Origin of the sequence: Klebsiella pneumoniae subsp. pneumoniae HS11286 (assembly GCF_000240185.1) — a bacterium.
Classification (GTDB): Bacteria; Pseudomonadota; Gammaproteobacteria; order Enterobacterales; family Enterobacteriaceae; genus Klebsiella; species Klebsiella pneumoniae.
This window is the reverse complement of sequence record NC_016845.1, coordinates 2267516-2284118: the sequence shown is the minus strand read 5'-3', so window position 1 is coordinate 2284118 and position 16603 is coordinate 2267516. Positions and strand designations below refer to the sequence as shown.

Sequence of the window (16603 nt, the reverse complement as noted above, 5' to 3'; positions counted from 1 at the left end):
GGAATGATGATGAATAACTTGATCACTAACAAACCATCCATGACCAGCCTTGAGATCGCCGAGCTGGTAGAAAAACGCCACGACAACGTGAAACGCACGATTGAGACCCTGATTATGCGTGGCGTTATTACTTCTCCTCAAATTGAGGAAAAGCCTACTGCCGGGCGCCCCACAACAATTTACGTTTTTGAAAGTGAAGAAGGGAAGCGTGACAGCATCATTGTGGTCGCGCAACTCAGCCCCGAGTTTACCGCCAGACTGGTAGATCGCTGGAAAGAGCTGGAAGAAGAACGCTCCCGGCCAAAATCGCAGGCAGAGCTGATCGCTGAAATGGCCCTGCTGAATGTTGAGCAGGAACGACGCCTCTACCAGGTTGAAGAACAGGTGGAAACCGTAGTCGAAGCTGTCGAAAACATTAAGCGTGGAAATATGCGGGCCGGGTATGTCGGTTATCGCCAGGTGGTCGCAAAAAGCGGCATGACCGATGCCAAGTGTCGAAACCTTGTTAACGCATACCGTATCCCAACCGATACACACGAATTCATGACGCCTGATGGTTTACTGTCTCGCCGGGCGATCGTGGAGTTTGAACCTTTTATGAAAGCATTCCGCCAAATGATGGCAGAAGCCGAACCACGTGGGACCCGTTGGTATCACCCGAAAATGGGACTCTTTCAGGCTATCGGATGGGAGGAAAAACATTGTGAAAATTGAGTTTAATGATCAAGGGTCGGTTTCAGTTATCACGGTCACCAGCACCGTGTTTGAGTTCCGCCGGCACAACCGGGCGATTGATGTCGCGTTGTTCCTCACGCCTGAAATTACCAGCCAGAGCAGCGGTTTTTTCATTATGAAAACGATCTTAAGCGGGAAGACACATCACGCGCTGCGGGCCTATAAACATCTGATCCGGGAGGCTAAGCAATGAGAAACGGCCAGCATTATGCATACCCAAATCCAAGCAACGCAACGCCTGGTGGTATGACTTATCGTCAGTATCTTATCGCAAAAATTGCACCAGTTATGATCACGAACTTCTTCAGCAACGATGCTTGGACGGATTACGACGACCTCGCCAGAACTCTGATGATGGCTGTGGATGCCATCATCGAAGCTGAACAGGAGACAGCTGAATGACAATCTGCGAAAAACGGCTTAAAAGAATCGCCGGCGGTGAACCTTTCTTCCCGGGCGAGGTGGTTGCGATGGCTCTTGAGCTTCTGGCGAATTCTAAAGAAACATTGCGGCCGGAATACCCTGAAACACTCCCCTGCCCGGTCATTCTTGAACCCGGCTTCCGGTTTGGCAAAGGCGTTGGCACTCACCTGGTTCTGCGAGCACTTAACAACAGGGCTAAACGTTACGCTGAATTGGATGCCATGGGTCCAGAGGCCCGCGCAGAGCATGATGCCGCTATCGTTGAACTTCGGGAAAAACTGGGTTTTGGTACCCAAGCAAAAACAGCTGTGCAGGTGAAGCTTCCGGGACTGCCGCAGCTCGGATCTAACGCCGAATGGTATCAGGGATTTGCTGCTGGTGCAGGAAGCATGCGCGAAGCATGTGCGGCCGCTCTGATTTCTGCGGGTATTGAAATTATTGGGGAGACAATGTAATGGACTGGCCAACAGCATTTTGCATCGTCGGTTGTGCGTTTGCCATAGCCTGGCTGTTTCGGAGTTAGTGTCATGAATAGAGAATTTGAGATATGGATCAGACTGCGCTACGGCGGCCGCTATGACCTAACGCGAGACGGTCACGGCTACTACAGCCGGGAAGTAGTTAAGCGGATGTATGAAGTGTGGTGCCACTGCCGTGGCCTGGAAGTGGTGTGAGGTGAGTAATATGGTAGACATTGAAATGATTGACGAGGAAGAGGCGATGCGGATGATCCGAGTATCTTCACGCGTGACCATCCGGAAATACACCGAGCGCTATAATTTCCCCAAGCCGGTCCGGACCTACCCTAAACAGTATCTGCGCTCTGCTATTGTGGAGTGGATCTTAAACGGGGGAGTCAACCAGAAATCTTCCTGATATGCCAGAATATCTTTTCAGCATACAGATCGTAGGCGTCTTTCTGTTCGGCAATCCAGTCATGCTTGTTATAGACAGAAAGCACGCCACCAAGCTCATGCCCCAGCATTTTTTCGATGACGTGCGGGGCAACCCCCTCTTCGGATAGCCGGGTTGCCAAGGTGCGCCGGAAATCATGTGAAGTAAACTCACCAAACCCCAACGAGTCTTTGATTCTTCTCAGAAATTTATTTGCACCAGAAATAGTTATAGGGCTTTTCAGGTCCTCGCCCGGGAAAAGTATATCCCCATACGTCATTTCAGCTTTTTTCAGCAAATCATCTGCCGCGGAGAAAATTGGGCGCCTGATAATTTTGTTGGTTTTGCTTTTCTCTGCCGGAACAACCCATAACCCCTCCTCTCGGTCAAATTCACCCCTTATAGCCAGCCGAAGTTCGCTATTCCTGGCGCCGTACAGCATTAGCAATTGATGAAGCAATCGGTTAGAAGTTGACCCTCGACTTCTTTCTATAGCCATCCAAATTTTGGCAAGCTGGTTATAGCTGAGTGTGGTCTCTCCAATCACAGGTTTAACACCGATGTCTTTCGGCTGCAAAAGCATGAGCTCGGTTGTGCTAACGAACTGTCGCCGCGTACACCAACCAATGGCGGACCTGAGCTGTATCAATAAATGCCGGGCTCGGCGAGGATTGATTTTCTCCTCTTCGGTAAACCTCTCAACCCACAAGCGGACTGGGATATCCTCAACCGGAATACCGGGAAAAGCGTCACGCATGTGCTTTATAACCGTTGACTTATAAAGCGCTATCGTCTTAGCCCTTAACGTTACGTCAACGTAATTTTCCTTCCAGTAATCCAGGCAATCCTTTACCGTTGGCTTACTCTTGGATTTGTTGCCACCAGCCAGCGTTCGGGGGTCAATGCCTTTGTCTGCCGACTCCCTCAGGTCTGCAACGATATTGCGGGCATCGCGCAGCGTCAGCGCTGGGTAGCGTCCAAGCCCCATTCGGTTCTGCTTTCCTTCCCATCGGAACCTAAACTGAAAGCTGATCACGCCTTTGGGGGTTATGCGAACTCCAAGCCCGTCAGAATCCGTAATTTCAGCAGGCCCAGAATATGGTTTACCATAGATAGAGCGAAGCTTTGTGTCACTGATTGCCATGTTAGTTTTCTGTACTCATCACTTTGGTATTTTATGTACTTATTCTGTACTCAATATCGCATGAACGAACATAAACAACAATATCAAATCATGTACAACCATGCGCAACAATTGGCAGCACAACTAAAATAATAATAAAAAATCATATACATAAACATCTAACCGTATTCATTCTTGTCTGAACAATCTCAACCATGTGCAAAGCCCACACCTTGCCGAAGATTACGAAACGATGGTTCCTTTTCAGGCACTGCAGATGATTGGACACCAGGTCGATGCCGTCTGCCCGGATAAAGCCGCTGGCGACTATGTCATGACCGCAATCCATGACTTTGACGGCGCCCAGACTTATAGCGAAAAGCCGGGCCATCGCTTCACGCTGAACGCTGACTTCGCCGCAGTAAAGGCCGAGAACTACGATGCGCTAGTGATCCCCGGCGGCCGGGCGCCGGAGTATCTGCGCCTGAACGAGGAGGTTATTAAACTGGTACAGGCCTTCGACGCCGCGCGTAAACCTATCGCCGCCGTCTGCCATGGCCCACAGCTGCTGGCCGCCGCCGGTATTCTGCAGGGACGGACCTGCAGCGCCTATCCCGCCTGCGCTCCGGAAGTGCGCCTGAGCGGTGGGCACTATGCGGATATAGGTATCGACCAGGCGCATGTGGACGGTAACCTGGTTACCGCCCCCGCCTGGCCGGCTCATCCACAGTGGCTGGCGAAATTCGCCGCCCTGCTGGCGGAATAACCATACTGAGCCGGCGTTTTTATTGAGCCACCCGCTCCCCTGCGGGAATCTATGCCTCAGCGCGGTGTTTAGTCTCGGGTAAACGCGCTGTTGTATGTTATGCCGATGGCGGGGATGCGCCACGATTTACCGCTTATCTTCAGGGGCCGGTTAAAAAACCAGCCCCTGATAGATTTATCGCTGCCCTGACGGGCATCATCAATTCAGCAACGCGATCTGCTTGACCACTATTTCATTGATTTTATAGATTATTTCAGGAGTTACGCGTTCTTTGATATCGCGGTCAACAAATACCCGAATGCAATATTTGATGATTTGATACTGATTTAACTTATCACCACATTCAATTAACGGTTTTATTTCGTAGCGGTTCTTAAGATCTTTCACCAAAAGCTTAACTTCGGTTTTATCCAAGTCTTTAAAGGCGCAGTCGGAGACAATATCAACGGCAAATTCATGTGGTTTGAAATGAGGCTGTAATACAGAAGTCAATAACCCGGTGAGTTGACTCTTCCACGCCTTATTTTCCTTGTCAGCGATGTTAGCTTTATACACAGAGTGTTTGGCCTCATAGACCTTCGACCATGGGTGTCGGTTAATAATGTCATCAAGTATTTTTTTATTAACCGCCTCGGTATCGCTGATATCTATCCATTCACCAACCTTGTCATTCAAAAAATAATCATCACTGCACGCCAGATAAAAATCCTTCAGCGCGTCGATGAAGCTTTCATCGCTATGGTCAACGATACGGTCGGTAACGTCAGCGATAATGACATTTTGTGGATCCTTGCTTTGCATAATCTCACATAATGTGCTCAACATCGTCGCAAAGGCGCGGTTTGTTTTATGGTAATATACCTGCGAAAAAAGGCTGGAGCGCGCCCCAATAAACTCAGCGATCGAATCAATCCCACTCTCTTTGTAAGCAAGGTACAATTTTCCCTGTTCCTCGACCGGGACAATTGACATAAACAAGCGATTGTAATCGTAGATGCCACACTTGACGCCGGAGAAATAGCCATCTCTGAGCAAGTAATCCATCCGGTCGGCATCGATCGGACAGGAAGAGATGATCGAGGTCATTAACGGCAGGATATCTGTTGCCTTTCCATTAATTTCCTCAATGATCTGTTGGTCACCGTATCTTTTTTCGATAATTTTTAACACATTTTCGATATTTATTTCGTCATCGACCTTACCTTGTTTTCTCAGATCATGATAAATCATCAGGCTGAACAACAGCGAAAGATGTTCATGTTCAACTTTCTGTTCTGGCTTGCTTAATACATCAATGATTGAATGGTAGGCCGTGGGGAGAACATCGGAGAATTCGTGCTTACAAGGCATAAAACTCTCAAACTGGTGGGATACCGGCCCGTGCCCGATGTCATGCATCAGGGCAGCGAGTCTCAACTCCTGAATGTTGTGTTTTGGTATCTGATCGATATGACCAAACACATGGCCATCATCATATTTCTTTTGATACCGTATCGCATTCAGGCGTAAATTATTGAGTATTTCACTTGATAAATGCAGCACCCCGAGAGAGTGTTCGAAGCGGCTGTGCACCGCAGAGGGAAACACCTTATATAAAAAAGAGTTCTGTTTAATGTTGCGTAAGCGCTGGAACAGGGGGTGATTGATAAAGGCAATCTCGAGTGTCGTCAAACGAATAGTGCCGTGAATGGGATCAAGGATCTTACTGGTCAATTCATTTTCAAAATCCATATCTTAAATCCTTTCATACGTGCATTAAATATATTTAGCATATTGACTGTTTATTCAACAATAATCTTGCGCATTCAGGCAATAAGGTCAATCACTAATATTTAACGAGCAACGCGGCAGATCATTATTTCCTTATCTCTCCACAGCGTTGCGCTATATCGGCATCCACTGACATATCGATTGACTACGGATGAAAACAGCCCCGGTTTTCTTCGCTCAGATGCGCATTCCCCCGGAAACCTCAATGCGCTGGGCATTCACCCAGCGATGATCATCGGATAACAGCGAGGCGATCATCGGCCCGATATCCTCTGGCAGGCCAGGTCGGCCCAGCGCCGTCATGTTCGCTACCGCCTGAGCGACCTGCGGGTTATCCCGCACCACCCCGCCGCTGAAATCGGTGGCGATGGCGCCGGGCGCCACGCAGTTCACCGTGATCCCGCGACTGCCCAGCTCAAACGCCATATAGCGAGTCAGGGTTTCCACCGCGGATTTCATGATCGCATAGGGCGCCCGGTTCGCCATCACGATGCGGGTGAGGCCGGACGAGACATTCACTATTCGCCCGCCATCGGCCAGCAGCGGCAATAGTTTTTGGCTGAGGAAGAAAACGCTCTTCACGTGGATGCAATACAGCGCATCGAATTCCGCTTCCGTGGCGTTAAGAAATCCCATGCCGCTGGCGTTGCCGGCATTATTGACCAGATAATCAAATTTATCGGCGCCCAGCTCCGTCAGCGCGCCCTGAAAAGCGCTAACAAATGCGTCAAAGGTGTCGATTTCGCCGGCGCTGAAAGGCAACGCGATCGCCCGGGCGCCCAGTGCTTCAACCCGTGTAACCACCTCGTTCGCCTCGGCAAGACGCGTTTTGTAGGTCAGTACTACATTTACGCCGCGCTGTGCCAGCGCTTCGACGGTCGCGCGTCCCAGGCCGCGGCTGCCACCTGTCACCAGGGCGATTTTTGCGCTATTGTTCATGTTTTCTCCTTTTCTCTCTGCTGAAAACATGAGCGATTATAAGCCCCTGAATGCCGACGATAAGACCGCGTTGGGCGACAGGATAGTTTTGCCAGCTGGAACAATGTCATGGATAAACTGGATACTCTGACCTTGTTTGTGCGCATCGTCGAACGGGGCTCATTCAGTGCCGCCGCCGCGGATCTGGGGGTTTCCCGGCCAGTAGCGACCGCGGCTATTAAAGCGTTGGAGGTCAGTCTCGGGGCGCGGCTGCTACATCGTACGACCCGGCACGTACGGCCGACGGCAGAAGGCTCGCTGTATTATCAGCGCTGCGTGTCCATTCTGGCGGCCCTTGAGGAGGCCAACCGCAGCGCCGGGGGGAGCATCTCCGGCACCATTCGGGTAGACGTGGCGGGCAACCTGGCGCGGACCCTGCTGCTGCCCGCGCTGCCACAGTTTCTCGCCCGCTACCCGGACATTACGCTGCAGATCGGCGAAAGCGAGCGTGACGTCGATCTGGTTCGCGAGGGAGTCGACTGCGTCATTCGCGGCGGCCATCTCCCCGACAGCGAGATGATCTGCCGGCCGCTCGCCGGGTTGCAGGAGATCACCTGCGCCAGTCCGGCCTACCTCGCCCGGTACGGCACCCCGCATACGATTGAAGGACTGACGGGCCACGTGATGATCGGGTTTGTTTCATCGCGCACGCAACGTACCTTGCCGCTGAGCTTTACCCAGGATGGCCGTCAGAGCGAGGTCAGTTTGCCCTGTCGGTTGCTGACTTCCGATGCCGACGTCGGCGCCGAAGCGGCAAGGCTTGGCTTTGGCCTGTATCAGGCGCCCTTGCCCCGCCTTGAGGCCGATCTGGCGTCGGGCGCGTTAACGGAAGTGCTGGCCGATTTTCGCCCTGCGCCGCTGCCGCTCTCCCTGCTCTATCCCAGTAATCGGCAGCTCTCTGCCCGGGTACAGGTATTTATCGACTGGGTGACGGCGCTGATGAAGCCTCACCTGGCGCAGCAGGCATCCGGAAGGCTAAAATAACGTTTGCTATTATTCACGGCACGTGCGTTAATCGTTGAGTCGATTTACCAGACAAAAAGTTATTATCTGAGTACTTGTTCTCATCTCCAGGCGTTATCCCTGATACCACCTTCCTTTGAGCAGTCCCGTTAGTAGTTTGCTTTTTCTGTAAACAGGCCCTGTCAGATCCTTGTCGGCTCCTTAAAATGTCCGCCATCTGACCCAAAACCCGGCTTACCACCAACTAAAATCAGCCGCGTTAATTTTCCTGAAACGACCATTGTCTTTTCAACAGAACATCACCCATACAAGGTTTACATTATGATCGAACATATCCATTTTAGATGCCCATGCTGCCATGGCTCCCAGTACAGAACGTCCCAGTTTGACGTCACTGAAAAAAACCCTTTTGGTGCGAAATGCATTTTCTGCAAATCAGCCATGATGACATTAGATACCATCCGTCCTCATCACCTGGGCGTGCACTCCGCTGCCCAGGCACAGCAATAAGATGATGAAGCCGGTGAACGCGGGTGGGGAAATTTCCCCGGTGATTCGCCCGGGGGCAACATCTGTTCCCTCACCCGCAGCGATCGTCGGTGGCATGGCTTAGGCGGGTATCAGGCAACGCTTCTATCAGGGTAGTCACGTTCTCCCCGGCGCCAGTTTCCACATTAAAATAGTCCACCGCACGCAGAATAAGCCGCAAGCCCCTGCCGCCTTCCGCTAACGGATCGACATCAAAGTGCTCATCGTTACGCGCCAGCGCCAGGCGTTCGGCAGGAAAGATCTCTCCCGCATCGATAAAGCGCAGCGTCACGCGGTCATTGGCAGCGAAAATTTCCCGGGAGACTGCCGCTTTAAAGGCCACTGCGACGGAAGCATCCAACCGACATGTCACCGGCCAGAGGATCAACTGTCACCAGTCAGCTGCCCGTGACGATCGACTACCGCATTGACAACCGTCGCGGCAAACACGTGGGTGCTAACCAGCATACCGAGCCCGTCGCCGCGGCGCAGGCGGGGAGATGAAGATGGAGCCAATCGGTGCCGCGGTCAGTCGTGGATTTTCACCCCCAGACATCCGCGAACGAACTCAGGGTTGAAGTGTTTTACCGCTTCGCCAACATAGCCTAAATCCAGGGCGCTGATTTGCGCCATTTCGTTATCTGTTAATACGAAATCCCAGATAGCAAAATTTTCTTCAATGCGCTCCTGGCGGGTGGATTTAGGGATCACCGTGACGCCACGCTGCACGTTCCAGCGCAGAACAACCTGCGCAATGGTTTTCTGGTGCGCATCGGCGATCCCCCGAAGCAATGCATCTTGATACGGATTATGTCTGCCACCGCCTAACGGCGCCCACGCTTCAGGCTGAACGTGATAATGCTTCATGGCTTCCAGCGCCGCGGGCTGCGCGAAATAAGGATGCAGTTCAACCTGGTTCACCATTGGTTTAATTCTGACAGTTTCGCAGAAGTTAGCTAACACATGGGGGTAAAAATTGGAGACGCCGATCGCTTTCAGGGTACCGGCCTCATAGGCCTCTTCCAGCGCACGCCAGGCGCTGAAATAATCGCCCATCGCCTGATGTAGCAAATAAAGATCAAAGTATTCCAGGCCCGATTTTTTTAATGACGCGGCAATCCCGGCTTTCGCCATCCCGGTGTTGGCCATGTCCTGGACCCACAGTTTGGAGGTAATAAACAGCGCCTCGCGGGTACACAAACCTTCGGCGATGGCTTCGCGCACGGCCTCACCCACCGCATCTTCATTATCGTAGACGGCAGCGGTATCGATGAGGCGATAACCGGTGCGAATGGCGTTCAACACCGCCTGCTTACACTCCGCTTTATCGGTCACCTTGAAAACGCCGAAACCCAGCATCGGCATTTTGCGAGCGTTACTTAATACTGAATATTCCACGGTGAAGCTCCCCTCTTGTTAAAACACCATGGTAAGACAGGAACGCGGTCACGATTAGCCTGTCATTCCTGATTTGACTTATGCATTCAATTCATTAATCGCAGTGCGCTGAGATGATCTGATTTTGACAGAGAGCAGAAAAGTCCCCCCTGCCGCGCCCAGCAGTAACAGACCGCTCAGTGCAAAAGTGCTGTGCCATCCCAGACTATCAAACACCAGGCCGCCTACCGTTGACCCGAGGGCTATCGATAGCTGGATCACGGCGACCATCAGCCCGCCGCCCGTCTCCGCATCCTCGGGCAGCGTCCGCGCAATCCATGTCCACCAGCCGGTGGGCGCCGCCGTCGCCAGCAGGCCCCACAGGCTTAACAGTACGGCGACCGATCCCGTGTGGTGTCCGGCCAGCAGAAGCGTTCCGGCAATTGCGGCCATTAACAACGGGATAGCCACCAGCGTCGGATAAAATCGGGCATTCAGAACGGTCGTAATAAGCAGCGTGCCGATAAAACCGGCGATACCCATTGTCAGCAATATCAGGGACAGACCAGAAGGACTGACCTGGGTCACCGTCTCCAGAAACGGTCGCACATAGGTAAATAAGGTAAACTGTCCCATAAAGAACAGTCCGCAGGCCAGCAATCCCAGGGATAGCGTAGAAAGACGGAACAGACGCAGCACCGATCCCTGCCGCTGTGGTGCGCGCGGACTTTTCATCGACGGCAGGCTAATGCATTGCCAGACGAAGGCCAGCACCGCCAGCGGGACAAGATATAAAAAGGCGCCGCGCCAGCCGACGGTGGCCCCCAGGTAGCTGCCCAGCGGCGCTGCCACAACGGTGGCCAGCGCGTTGCCGCCGTTAAAGATGGCCAGTGCGCGGGGGACCTGGCGTTGCGGCACCAGCCGAATGGCCGTTGCCGCCGACATCGACCAGAAGCCGCCGATGACGATCCCAATGAGCGCTCTGCCCAGCATATAAACCGGGAAACTGGACGCCAGGGCAATAATCACCCCAGAGGCTGCCATCAACGCCGTGAGCCCCAGCAGCAGCCATTTACGGTCCAGCGATCCGGTAAGACGGGATATCGTCAGGCTGGTCAGTACCGCCAGCGCGCCAGAAAGCGCAATGCCCTGACCGGCTAATCCCTCGGTAATGTGTAAATCACCCGCGATGGGTGTCAACAGACTGACCGGCATAAATTCTGAGGCAATGAGCACAAATACGCAGAGCGTCATCGCCAGGACGCCGCTCCAGTGTGCCCGGGTGTGACCTAATGCAGACATTATTTCTCTCCGACAAGACAAAGCCGCCCGCAGGCGCGTGGCGGCTTTGGGGATGTCTCCGGCACAGGAGATCTATTTCAGGTTGGTTTTAAAAAATTGCGCGAACGTCGCAAAGGGAATTTTGCCCGCGACGTTGTCATAGAGATCGACGTGGTTTGCGCCTGGGACAATCACCAGCGCTTTCTCTTTACTGCCGATGGCCTTAAAGGCATCTTCGGCAAAATAGCGTGAATGGGCTTTTTCGCCGGTCACGATAAGCGTCGGAATAGTCACTTCGCTGGCGTAACTCAGCAGCGGCATATTCATAAACGACAGCGGCATCGTCGCATTCCAGGCCCCGGTTGAATTAACCGAACGCGGATGGAAACCACGCGGCATACGGTAATAATCGAAGAACTCTTTCAGGACCGGGTTGGGGTTGGCGGGCAAGGTTTCCGGCAAAATACGATCGGCAGCGCTGACGTTGCCCTTATCATCAACATAAATGTCATGCCCACCGGGGACGAAGGTGCCGTTTGCCGCATCTTTCCAGCGCTGCACGTTCAGATAGCGCAGTACGGCGCGACGATCGGCAGTGGTATAGCGGTCTTTGCCATCACCCACTCCATGCCCCATCGCGCGGCTCATGTCATACATTACGCTGGTCGCCACCGCTTTGACGCGTGTATCCATCGCCGCGTCGTTCAGGGCCATACCGCCCCAGCCACAAATGCCGAGCAAACCGATACGGTTGCGATCCACCTCTTTTTGCAGGCCCAGAAAGTCCACCGCGGCACTAAAATCCTCGGTATTGATATCCGGTGAGGCCACGTTGCGTGGGTAGCCACCGCTTTCGCCCGTATAGGATGGGTCAAACGCCAGGGTGACAAACCCCTGTTCGGCCAGCGTCTGGGCATACAGGCCGCTGGACTGCTCTTTTACCGCGCCGAAGGGACCGCTCACGGCAATAGCTGCCAGTTTGCGTTCACCGCGATCCTTCGGCAGGTAGAGATCGCCAACTAAGGTTATCCCGTAGCGGTTCTGGAAGGTCACCTTACGGTGATCCACTTTCGAACTCTCAGCAAAAGTTTTGTCCCATTTTTCAATCAGTGAAACAGGCGCATTCGGGTTAGTTGTCTCAGCAGAGCTCATCGTTGTGACTCCAGTTAATGAGGCGCAAAGCAGCATGGCGGGTATCGCGGCTGTCAGTTTTTTGGTGAAAACCGTCATCAAAATTCCCCTAAATAAACGTGATCAATGCAAGTCTTCAGTAGACAACGCTGCTGTGCTTTGTTGTCGTGCGCTTAGTGTAGCCAGCAGTAATGGTTCTGATTAGAGGCTGAAAAATGCTAAAATTAATACCATATTGTTCTAAATGGCATCTGGGTGACGAGGCAGGATAATGGCGAAACGGGAAAACTATAATGACCTTTATCTGTTTATGCAGGTGGTGCGGGAAGGCAGTTTTACCGCCGCAGCGCAACGACTTGGCCTGGCGCAGTCCGGTGTAAGCCGTGCGGTTCGTGAACTTGAAGAGCGGCTGGGCGTTCAGCTTCTGGTGCGTACCACCCGCCGGTTGTCGCTCACTCAGGCGGGTGAGCAGCTCTATCACAATGTCGAATCCGGTTTCGACGCCTTAGATATGGGACTCGCCACGCTGGCCCACTATCGTCAAACGCCCTCCGGTACGGTACGCATCAATGCCAGCCAGCATGCCATTGATAAAGTCCTGCTGCCGAAGCTGGCAGTATTTAAACAACGCTATCCCGATATCAGACTGGAACTGATCAGCGAAAGCCGGTTTGTCGATATTATTGCGCAGCGATTTGATGCGGGCGTACGTCTGGGCCCGGAAGTCGGAAGCGGCATGATTGCGGTACGCATTTCGCCCGATATGGAGATGGCGGTGGTGGGTACACCGGAACATTTTCGCCGCTACGGCTTTCCACAAACGCCCGCCGATTTAGTCGCCCACCCCTGCATCGCTTATCAGTTCGGCGACGGCAGCCTTTACGCCTGGGAACTTAATGTGGATGGCAAAAAAATCACCCACCCACCTCAGGGACAGTGGGCTTTCGCCGATAGCTATATGGAGGCCAAAGCGGCGAGGCTCGGTCTGGGGCTGGCCTATGTCCCGGAAGAGCTGATTACCGACGATCTAGCCCAGGGCACACTTATCCGGGTGCTCCAGCGTTATAGCCAGCGTCTGGAAGGTTCATTTCTCTATTACCCGCACCGCAATGTGTCGCCCGCGCTGAGAGCGGTCATTGATACATTGCGAATGTAGCTGAGGTTGCCTGCAGGCAGCAGGCAACCGGTAGCGGCCGGTGACAGCTTCTGTACTCGGACCTGTCATTTAATTCCGATCGATGCAAACAGTAATGCCAGACGGAAATGAATTTATATAAATATTAATTTTGTGAGTTATGTACTTCATTATAAAGTTTAGAAGCAGCACCTCTGCGTAACAAGCTAAAAAAGCAAATAATCGTAAAGATGAAGGGGTAAATAGCCAAAACCCATGCCAGTTTTTGATTTTTAATAATATTATTTATAGTATCACTCAACGAACCACTTGAAAAGTTCTCACAAATCCTGTCAACCGAGCGCACACTTATCCCCGCTTTTTCTGAGAAAACCGTTTTATCGAAATCTTCACTTTCACACTGTTTTTTATCGAGCTTCCACTCAGTCCAGTTCAGGGGAAGGTAATTATTGGTCCAGATCGAACTCTCAGCAATATGATCATTAATCCAAACCCATGACTTGTCGTCGCCTAATCGTACTAGTGCGGATGGCTTCAATGCCAGCAACATAAAATTTGATAATAGCAGCATAGTTAACACACAAGAGACAAATACACCAACATTAGCGATAAATAATGGTTTTATTGCCTTAAGCGTTGATATTTCAAACCATCCTTTCGCGGCTGTGACATGACGAATATCTATATTTTTCTTTTTCGTCCAGTTAATCAGTGACTTGATCTCTTCTTTATTTCTTGCGCCGACATTAAATAAAACATTAAAACGTTCAACATCATTTCTCTCATTGAAATATGCATTTATTTTACCGTCGTGAAACGTTTTCCCTCCCAGGCAGAACTCCCATAGCCGGTTCAATAAAGAATATGCGGATCCTGCCCGTTTCCAGATAAACACTCCTAATAAACCAAAAGTAACAAAAATTAACGCGATATTTATCAGTCCATCAAAATTCCATATCGAAGAAATTAAACTTTCCATCTAGCCCCTCTTAATCATCCCGCTAATCGTATGCTCAGCAATCACACCACAGCATCATTACAAAATAAATATTTTTTAACTGCAACTTTTCTTATCCAGCGCACAAGGTCATTGCCGATATCTTCTTATACGCAGGCCACAACTATACGTCACGCTCTTCTGCTACTTGAGCCTTACATTCCACCTCAGTGCTGCTACGCTATCTCTGAGAAAATGGCGAAGGAGATATAATGAAAGTCCTTAATATCCTGATCCGTCGATGCGTGCTGATTGCCCGCTTTGAAGAAACCGTTTCGTTTTATGAACATCTCATTTCGCAAAAGGCAAGGTTACGTTTTGACTATCCCGAATACGATCTCAAACTGGCGCAGGTGGGTTCCGTGCTTTTAATTGGCGGAACCGAGCAAAGCCTGGCTCCGTTTCGCGCCACCGAGGCCACTTTCCTGGTAAACGACATTACCGCCTGGGAGAAACATCTGCCTTCCACCGGGGCAACGATTATCAACCCGGTGAAGGCCGTGCCCACCGGCTGGAACATGCTGGTTCGGCATCCGGATGGCATGATTGCCGAATACGTTGAGCATCATGATAAAAACCCGGCGGATGAGATCTTCTGATGCTTCGCGACCAGATGGTAGAACCTGGCATCATTTGGCCATACTGCCAGAAAAGTGAGACTTTCTACTGTGGCGCGAGAAGGAGAGCAGGAGAAACTGGCGCGGCAAGACGCGCCAGCTCTGGGTTTATACGTGGTTACCTTGCGTTATCAGGCAACCAGTACCGGTTAGTGCTTCACGATATACATGGTACGGCTGTAGGCCACATCTTCCGGGTTGGTGATCGGGTAGCCTTTCAGCCACGGCTTAATCAATCGGCCGTTAGTGTACTGGTAGATCGGCGCGATCGGCGCTTTGACCATAATGATCTTTTCCGCCGCGTTGTAATCGTCGTTACGCGCTTTGGCCGAATTCTCTACCGCCGCCTGGGCGAGGATTTTGTCGTACGCCGGATCGTTAAAGCGCGAAATATTTCCGCTGTGGGTGGAGGTCAGCAGCGACAGGAAGGTGGACGGCTCGTTGTAGTCCCCCACCCACGAAGCGCGGATCACGTCGAAATTGCCGGTGTTACGGCTGTCGATATAGGTTTTCCACTCCTGGTTCTGCAGCTTCACTTCCACGCCGAGGTTTTTCTTCCACATCGACGCCACCGCGATGGCAATCTTCTGGTGGTTCTCAGAGGTGTTATACAGCAGCGTCAGCTTCAGCGGACGATTCGGGCCATAGCCCGCGGCAGCCAGCAGGGCTTTCGCCTGGGCATTAAGCTCAGCCTGACTCATGCTCTCAAACTGTGACGGCTGGGGGGTGAAGCCCGCCGTCACGTCCGGCGTGAAGCGCCAGGCCGGTTTTTCCCCGGTCCCCAGTACTTTCTCCGCCATCACCCGGCGATCGATGGTCATGCTCAGCGCCAGGCGTACCCGCTCATCCGCCGTCGGCCCCTTTTGGGTATTGAAAGCGTAATAGTAGGTACCCAGCTGCGGCGGGGTATACACCTGCCCCGGAATATCCTTCAGCAGTTTCTGGTACATATTTTTCGGGAAAGACTCGGTGATATCGATATCCCCTGCAAGATAGCGCTTGGTGGCGGCGGACTCCTGGTTAATCGGCACAAAGGTGACCTGCTGGATCACCGTTTTGGCGTTATCCCAGTAGTGCGTGTTCGGCACCACCACCAGCTTCTCATTGACCACACGGTCTTTCAGAACATAGGCGCCGTTGCCCACCAGGCTGCCGGGCCGCGTCCAGTTCGCCCCGCTCTCGACATTCGCCTTTTGCACCGGATAGAAGGCAAAGCTGGCGGTCAGGTTGCTGAACCACGGCAGTGGTTTATCCAGCTGCACCCGCAGGGTGTGGGCGTCGACGGCGGTGACTCCCAGGGTCTCCGGCGCGGCTTTGCCGTCAATAATGTTCTGCGCGTTAGCGATCCCCGCCAGCGCCGCGAACCAGGCGAACGGCGAAGTGGTTTTCGGATCCACCAGACGCTGCCAGCTATAGACGAAATCTTCGGCAGTAACCGGCGTGCCGTCGGACCAGCGGGCATTATCACGCAGGGTAAAGGTCCAGACGCGGTTATCGTTGCTCTGCCAGCGGGTCGCTACGCCTGGAACCAGGTTGCCTTTCGCATCCTGATTGACTAAACCTTCAAACAGATCGCGGATCACCTGGATTTCCGGCAGGCCCACCGCTTTGGCGGGATCTAACGAGGCGGGTTCATCTTTGATATGGCGCACTAACAGCTGTTTTTCCGCCAGTACCGTGCCCGGCGGTACGTCAGCCGCCCAGGCCAGAGAAGATACGCTGGCTAACCACAGCGCGCCGCATGTCAAAGCGACAGGATACTTCATAAGATCCCCTTTAAAATGAAAAAAATACCGCCAACAGAGCGATAATTATTTGTTTCATCACCTGAAATTGCAAACGACATATGATAGAAAATTGATGTGCCGTCGGATTTCACGCCTCA

Annotated in this window: 20 protein-coding genes; 10 read left to right on the top strand and 10 right to left on the bottom strand. The window is 52.3% G+C overall.

Going from position 1 to position 16603, the window contains the following annotated elements; all coding sequences use genetic code 11:
* Positions 1-3: 3 nt before the first annotated feature.
* The 5 genes from KPHS_22410 to KPHS_22370 all read left to right on the top strand — a co-directional run bounded on the left by KPHS_22410 (position 4) and on the right by KPHS_22370 (position 1832).
* Positions 4-714, top strand: a complete 711-nt coding sequence (locus KPHS_22410) for a DNA-binding protein Roi (protein ID YP_005226541.1) — start codon at positions 4-6, stop codon at positions 712-714.
* Complete coding sequence (locus tag KPHS_22400; RefSeq protein YP_005226540.1) at positions 704-928, top strand: hypothetical protein; 225 nt, start codon at positions 704-706, stop codon at positions 926-928. Before KPHS_22410 ends, KPHS_22400 begins: the two co-directional genes overlap by 11 nt.
* 95 nt (positions 929-1023) lie before the next feature.
* Positions 1024-1137 (top strand): hypothetical protein, encoded by a 114-nt coding sequence (locus KPHS_22390; protein ID YP_005226539.1) that lies wholly within the window; start codon positions 1024-1026, stop codon positions 1135-1137.
* A 242-nt stretch (positions 1138-1379) separates the two neighbouring features.
* Positions 1380-1613, top strand: a complete 234-nt coding sequence (locus KPHS_22380) for a hypothetical protein (RefSeq protein YP_005226538.1) — start codon at positions 1380-1382, stop codon at positions 1611-1613.
* Positions 1614-1685: 72 nt separating this feature from the next.
* Positions 1686-1832: a hypothetical protein gene (locus tag KPHS_22370; protein YP_005226537.1), complete on the top strand. Its 147-nt coding sequence runs from the start codon at positions 1686-1688 to the stop codon at positions 1830-1832.
* Between the two features lie 182 nt (positions 1833-2014).
* On the opposite strand, the gene KPHS_22360 is transcribed toward KPHS_22370, so the two are convergent.
* Positions 2015-3196, bottom strand: coding sequence for a site-specific integrase (locus KPHS_22360; RefSeq protein YP_005226536.1), 1182 nt, complete (start codon positions 3194-3196; stop codon positions 2015-2017).
* Positions 3197-3452: 256 nt separating this feature from the next.
* Here KPHS_22360 and KPHS_22350 point away from each other — a divergent pair, with 256 nt between their 5' ends.
* Positions 3453-3941, top strand: a complete 489-nt coding sequence (locus tag KPHS_22350) for a putative intracellular protease/amidase (RefSeq protein YP_005226535.1) — start codon at positions 3453-3455, stop codon at positions 3939-3941.
* Between the two features lie 198 nt (positions 3942-4139).
* Here the strand turns inward: KPHS_22350 and KPHS_22340 are convergent, their stop codons facing one another.
* Together KPHS_22340 and KPHS_22330 are read right to left on the bottom strand one after the other, a co-directional pair.
* The gene (locus tag KPHS_22340; protein YP_005226534.1) at positions 4140-5672 is read right to left on the bottom strand and encodes a putative metal-dependent phosphohydrolase with HD subdomain; all 1533 of its coding nucleotides are present in this window, start codon (positions 5670-5672) and stop codon (positions 4140-4142) included.
* Positions 5673-5888: 216 nt separating this feature from the next.
* Entirely contained in the window at positions 5889-6650 is a 762-nt protein-coding gene (locus tag KPHS_22330; RefSeq protein YP_005226533.1) for a short chain dehydrogenase/reductase family oxidoreductase, read from the bottom strand.
* Positions 6651-6758: 108 nt separating this feature from the next.
* Here KPHS_22330 and KPHS_22320 point away from each other — a divergent pair, with 108 nt between their 5' ends.
* Positions 6759-7673, top strand: coding sequence for a LysR family transcriptional regulator (locus KPHS_22320; protein ID YP_005226532.1), 915 nt, complete (start codon positions 6759-6761; stop codon positions 7671-7673).
* 559 nt (positions 7674-8232) lie between these two features.
* On the opposite strand, the gene KPHS_22310 is transcribed toward KPHS_22320, so the two are convergent.
* On the bottom strand, positions 8233-8523 hold the full coding sequence (locus tag KPHS_22310; protein ID YP_005226531.1) for an ATP-binding protein: 291 nt from the start codon (positions 8521-8523) through the stop codon (positions 8233-8235).
* Between the two features lie 23 nt (positions 8524-8546).
* Here KPHS_22310 and KPHS_22300 point away from each other — a divergent pair, with 23 nt between their 5' ends.
* Positions 8547-8684, top strand: coding sequence for a glycosyl hydrolase, family 2 (locus KPHS_22300; protein ID YP_005226530.1), 138 nt, complete (start codon positions 8547-8549; stop codon positions 8682-8684).
* A 24-nt stretch (positions 8685-8708) separates the two neighbouring features.
* Here KPHS_22300 and KPHS_22290 read toward each other — a convergent pair whose 3' ends face one another.
* The 3 genes from KPHS_22290 to KPHS_22270 form a co-directional block, all read right to left on the bottom strand.
* On the bottom strand, positions 8709-9578 hold the full coding sequence (locus KPHS_22290) for a putative aldo/keto reductase family (protein ID YP_005226529.1): 870 nt from the start codon (positions 9576-9578) through the stop codon (positions 8709-8711).
* 78 nt (positions 9579-9656) lie between these two features.
* Entirely contained in the window at positions 9657-10859 is a 1203-nt protein-coding gene (locus KPHS_22280) for a putative MFS-family transport protein (protein ID YP_005226528.1), read from the bottom strand.
* 72 nt (positions 10860-10931) lie between these two features.
* On the bottom strand, positions 10932-12068 hold the full coding sequence (locus tag KPHS_22270) for an alpha/beta hydrolase (protein ID YP_005226527.1): 1137 nt from the start codon (positions 12066-12068) through the stop codon (positions 10932-10934).
* Positions 12069-12240: 172 nt separating this feature from the next.
* Here KPHS_22270 and KPHS_22260 point away from each other — a divergent pair, with 172 nt between their 5' ends.
* Entirely contained in the window at positions 12241-13125 is an 885-nt protein-coding gene (locus tag KPHS_22260) for a putative LysR-family transcriptional regulator (protein YP_005226526.1), read from the top strand.
* A gap of 124 nt (positions 13126-13249) precedes the next feature.
* Here the strand turns inward: KPHS_22260 and KPHS_22250 are convergent, their stop codons facing one another.
* Complete coding sequence (locus tag KPHS_22250) at positions 13250-14083, bottom strand: hypothetical protein (RefSeq protein YP_005226525.1); 834 nt, start codon at positions 14081-14083, stop codon at positions 13250-13252.
* 230 nt (positions 14084-14313) lie between these two features.
* On the opposite strand from KPHS_22250, the gene KPHS_22240 reads away from it, so the two are divergent.
* Positions 14314-14700 carry a glyoxalase/bleomycin resistance/dioxygenase family protein gene (locus KPHS_22240; RefSeq protein ID YP_005226524.1) on the top strand — a complete coding sequence of 129 codons (387 nt, stop codon included), beginning with the start codon at positions 14314-14316 and terminating at the stop codon, positions 14698-14700.
* Between the two features lie 167 nt (positions 14701-14867).
* On the opposite strand, the gene KPHS_22230 is transcribed toward KPHS_22240, so the two are convergent.
* Entirely contained in the window at positions 14868-16484 is a 1617-nt protein-coding gene (locus KPHS_22230; protein ID YP_005226523.1) for a periplasmic murein tripeptide (L-Ala-gamma-D-Glut-m-DAP) permease, read from the bottom strand.
* A complete protein-coding gene (locus KPHS_22220; protein YP_005226522.1) occupies positions 16481-16597 on the bottom strand; it encodes a hypothetical protein in 117 nt (38 codons plus the stop codon). Before KPHS_22220 ends, KPHS_22230 begins: the two co-directional genes overlap by 4 nt.
* Between the last annotated feature and the right edge of the window lie 6 nt (positions 16598-16603).

Bases quoted from the DNA above. Each gene is read 5' to 3' on its own strand.
- KPHS_22390 (YP_005226539.1), top strand. From the start codon at position 1,024: ATGATCACGAACTTCTTCAGCAACGATGCTTGGACGGATTACGACGAC.
- KPHS_22340 (YP_005226534.1), bottom strand. From the start codon at position 5,672: ATGGATTTTGAAAATGAATTGACCAGTAAGATCCTTGATCCCATTCAC.
- KPHS_22270 (YP_005226527.1), bottom strand. From the start codon at position 12,068: ATGACGGTTTTCACCAAAAAACTGACAGCCGCGATACCCGCCATGCTG.
- KPHS_22240 (YP_005226524.1), top strand. From the start codon at position 14,314: ATGAAAGTCCTTAATATCCTGATCCGTCGATGCGTGCTGATTGCCCGC.
- KPHS_22320 (YP_005226532.1), top strand. From the start codon at position 6,759: ATGGATAAACTGGATACTCTGACCTTGTTTGTGCGCATCGTCGAACGG.
- KPHS_22410 (YP_005226541.1), top strand. From the start codon at position 4: ATGATGATGAATAACTTGATCACTAACAAACCATCCATGACCAGCCTT.
- KPHS_22380 (YP_005226538.1), top strand. From the start codon at position 1,380: ATGGGTCCAGAGGCCCGCGCAGAGCATGATGCCGCTATCGTTGAACTT.
- KPHS_22360 (YP_005226536.1), bottom strand. From the start codon at position 3,196: ATGGCAATCAGTGACACAAAGCTTCGCTCTATCTATGGTAAACCATAT.
- KPHS_22250 (YP_005226525.1), bottom strand. From the start codon at position 14,083: ATGGAAAGTTTAATTTCTTCGATATGGAATTTTGATGGACTGATAAAT.
- KPHS_22280 (YP_005226528.1), bottom strand. From the start codon at position 10,859: ATGTCTGCATTAGGTCACACCCGGGCACACTGGAGCGGCGTCCTGGCG.
- KPHS_22230 (YP_005226523.1), bottom strand. From the start codon at position 16,484: ATGAAGTATCCTGTCGCTTTGACATGCGGCGCGCTGTGGTTAGCCAGC.
- KPHS_22260 (YP_005226526.1), top strand. From the start codon at position 12,241: ATGGCGAAACGGGAAAACTATAATGACCTTTATCTGTTTATGCAGGTG.
- KPHS_22300 (YP_005226530.1), top strand. From the start codon at position 8,547: ATGTCACCGGCCAGAGGATCAACTGTCACCAGTCAGCTGCCCGTGACG.
- KPHS_22330 (YP_005226533.1), bottom strand. From the start codon at position 6,650: ATGAACAATAGCGCAAAAATCGCCCTGGTGACAGGTGGCAGCCGCGGC.
- KPHS_22350 (YP_005226535.1), top strand. From the start codon at position 3,453: ATGATTGGACACCAGGTCGATGCCGTCTGCCCGGATAAAGCCGCTGGC.
- KPHS_22370 (YP_005226537.1), top strand. From the start codon at position 1,686: ATGAATAGAGAATTTGAGATATGGATCAGACTGCGCTACGGCGGCCGC.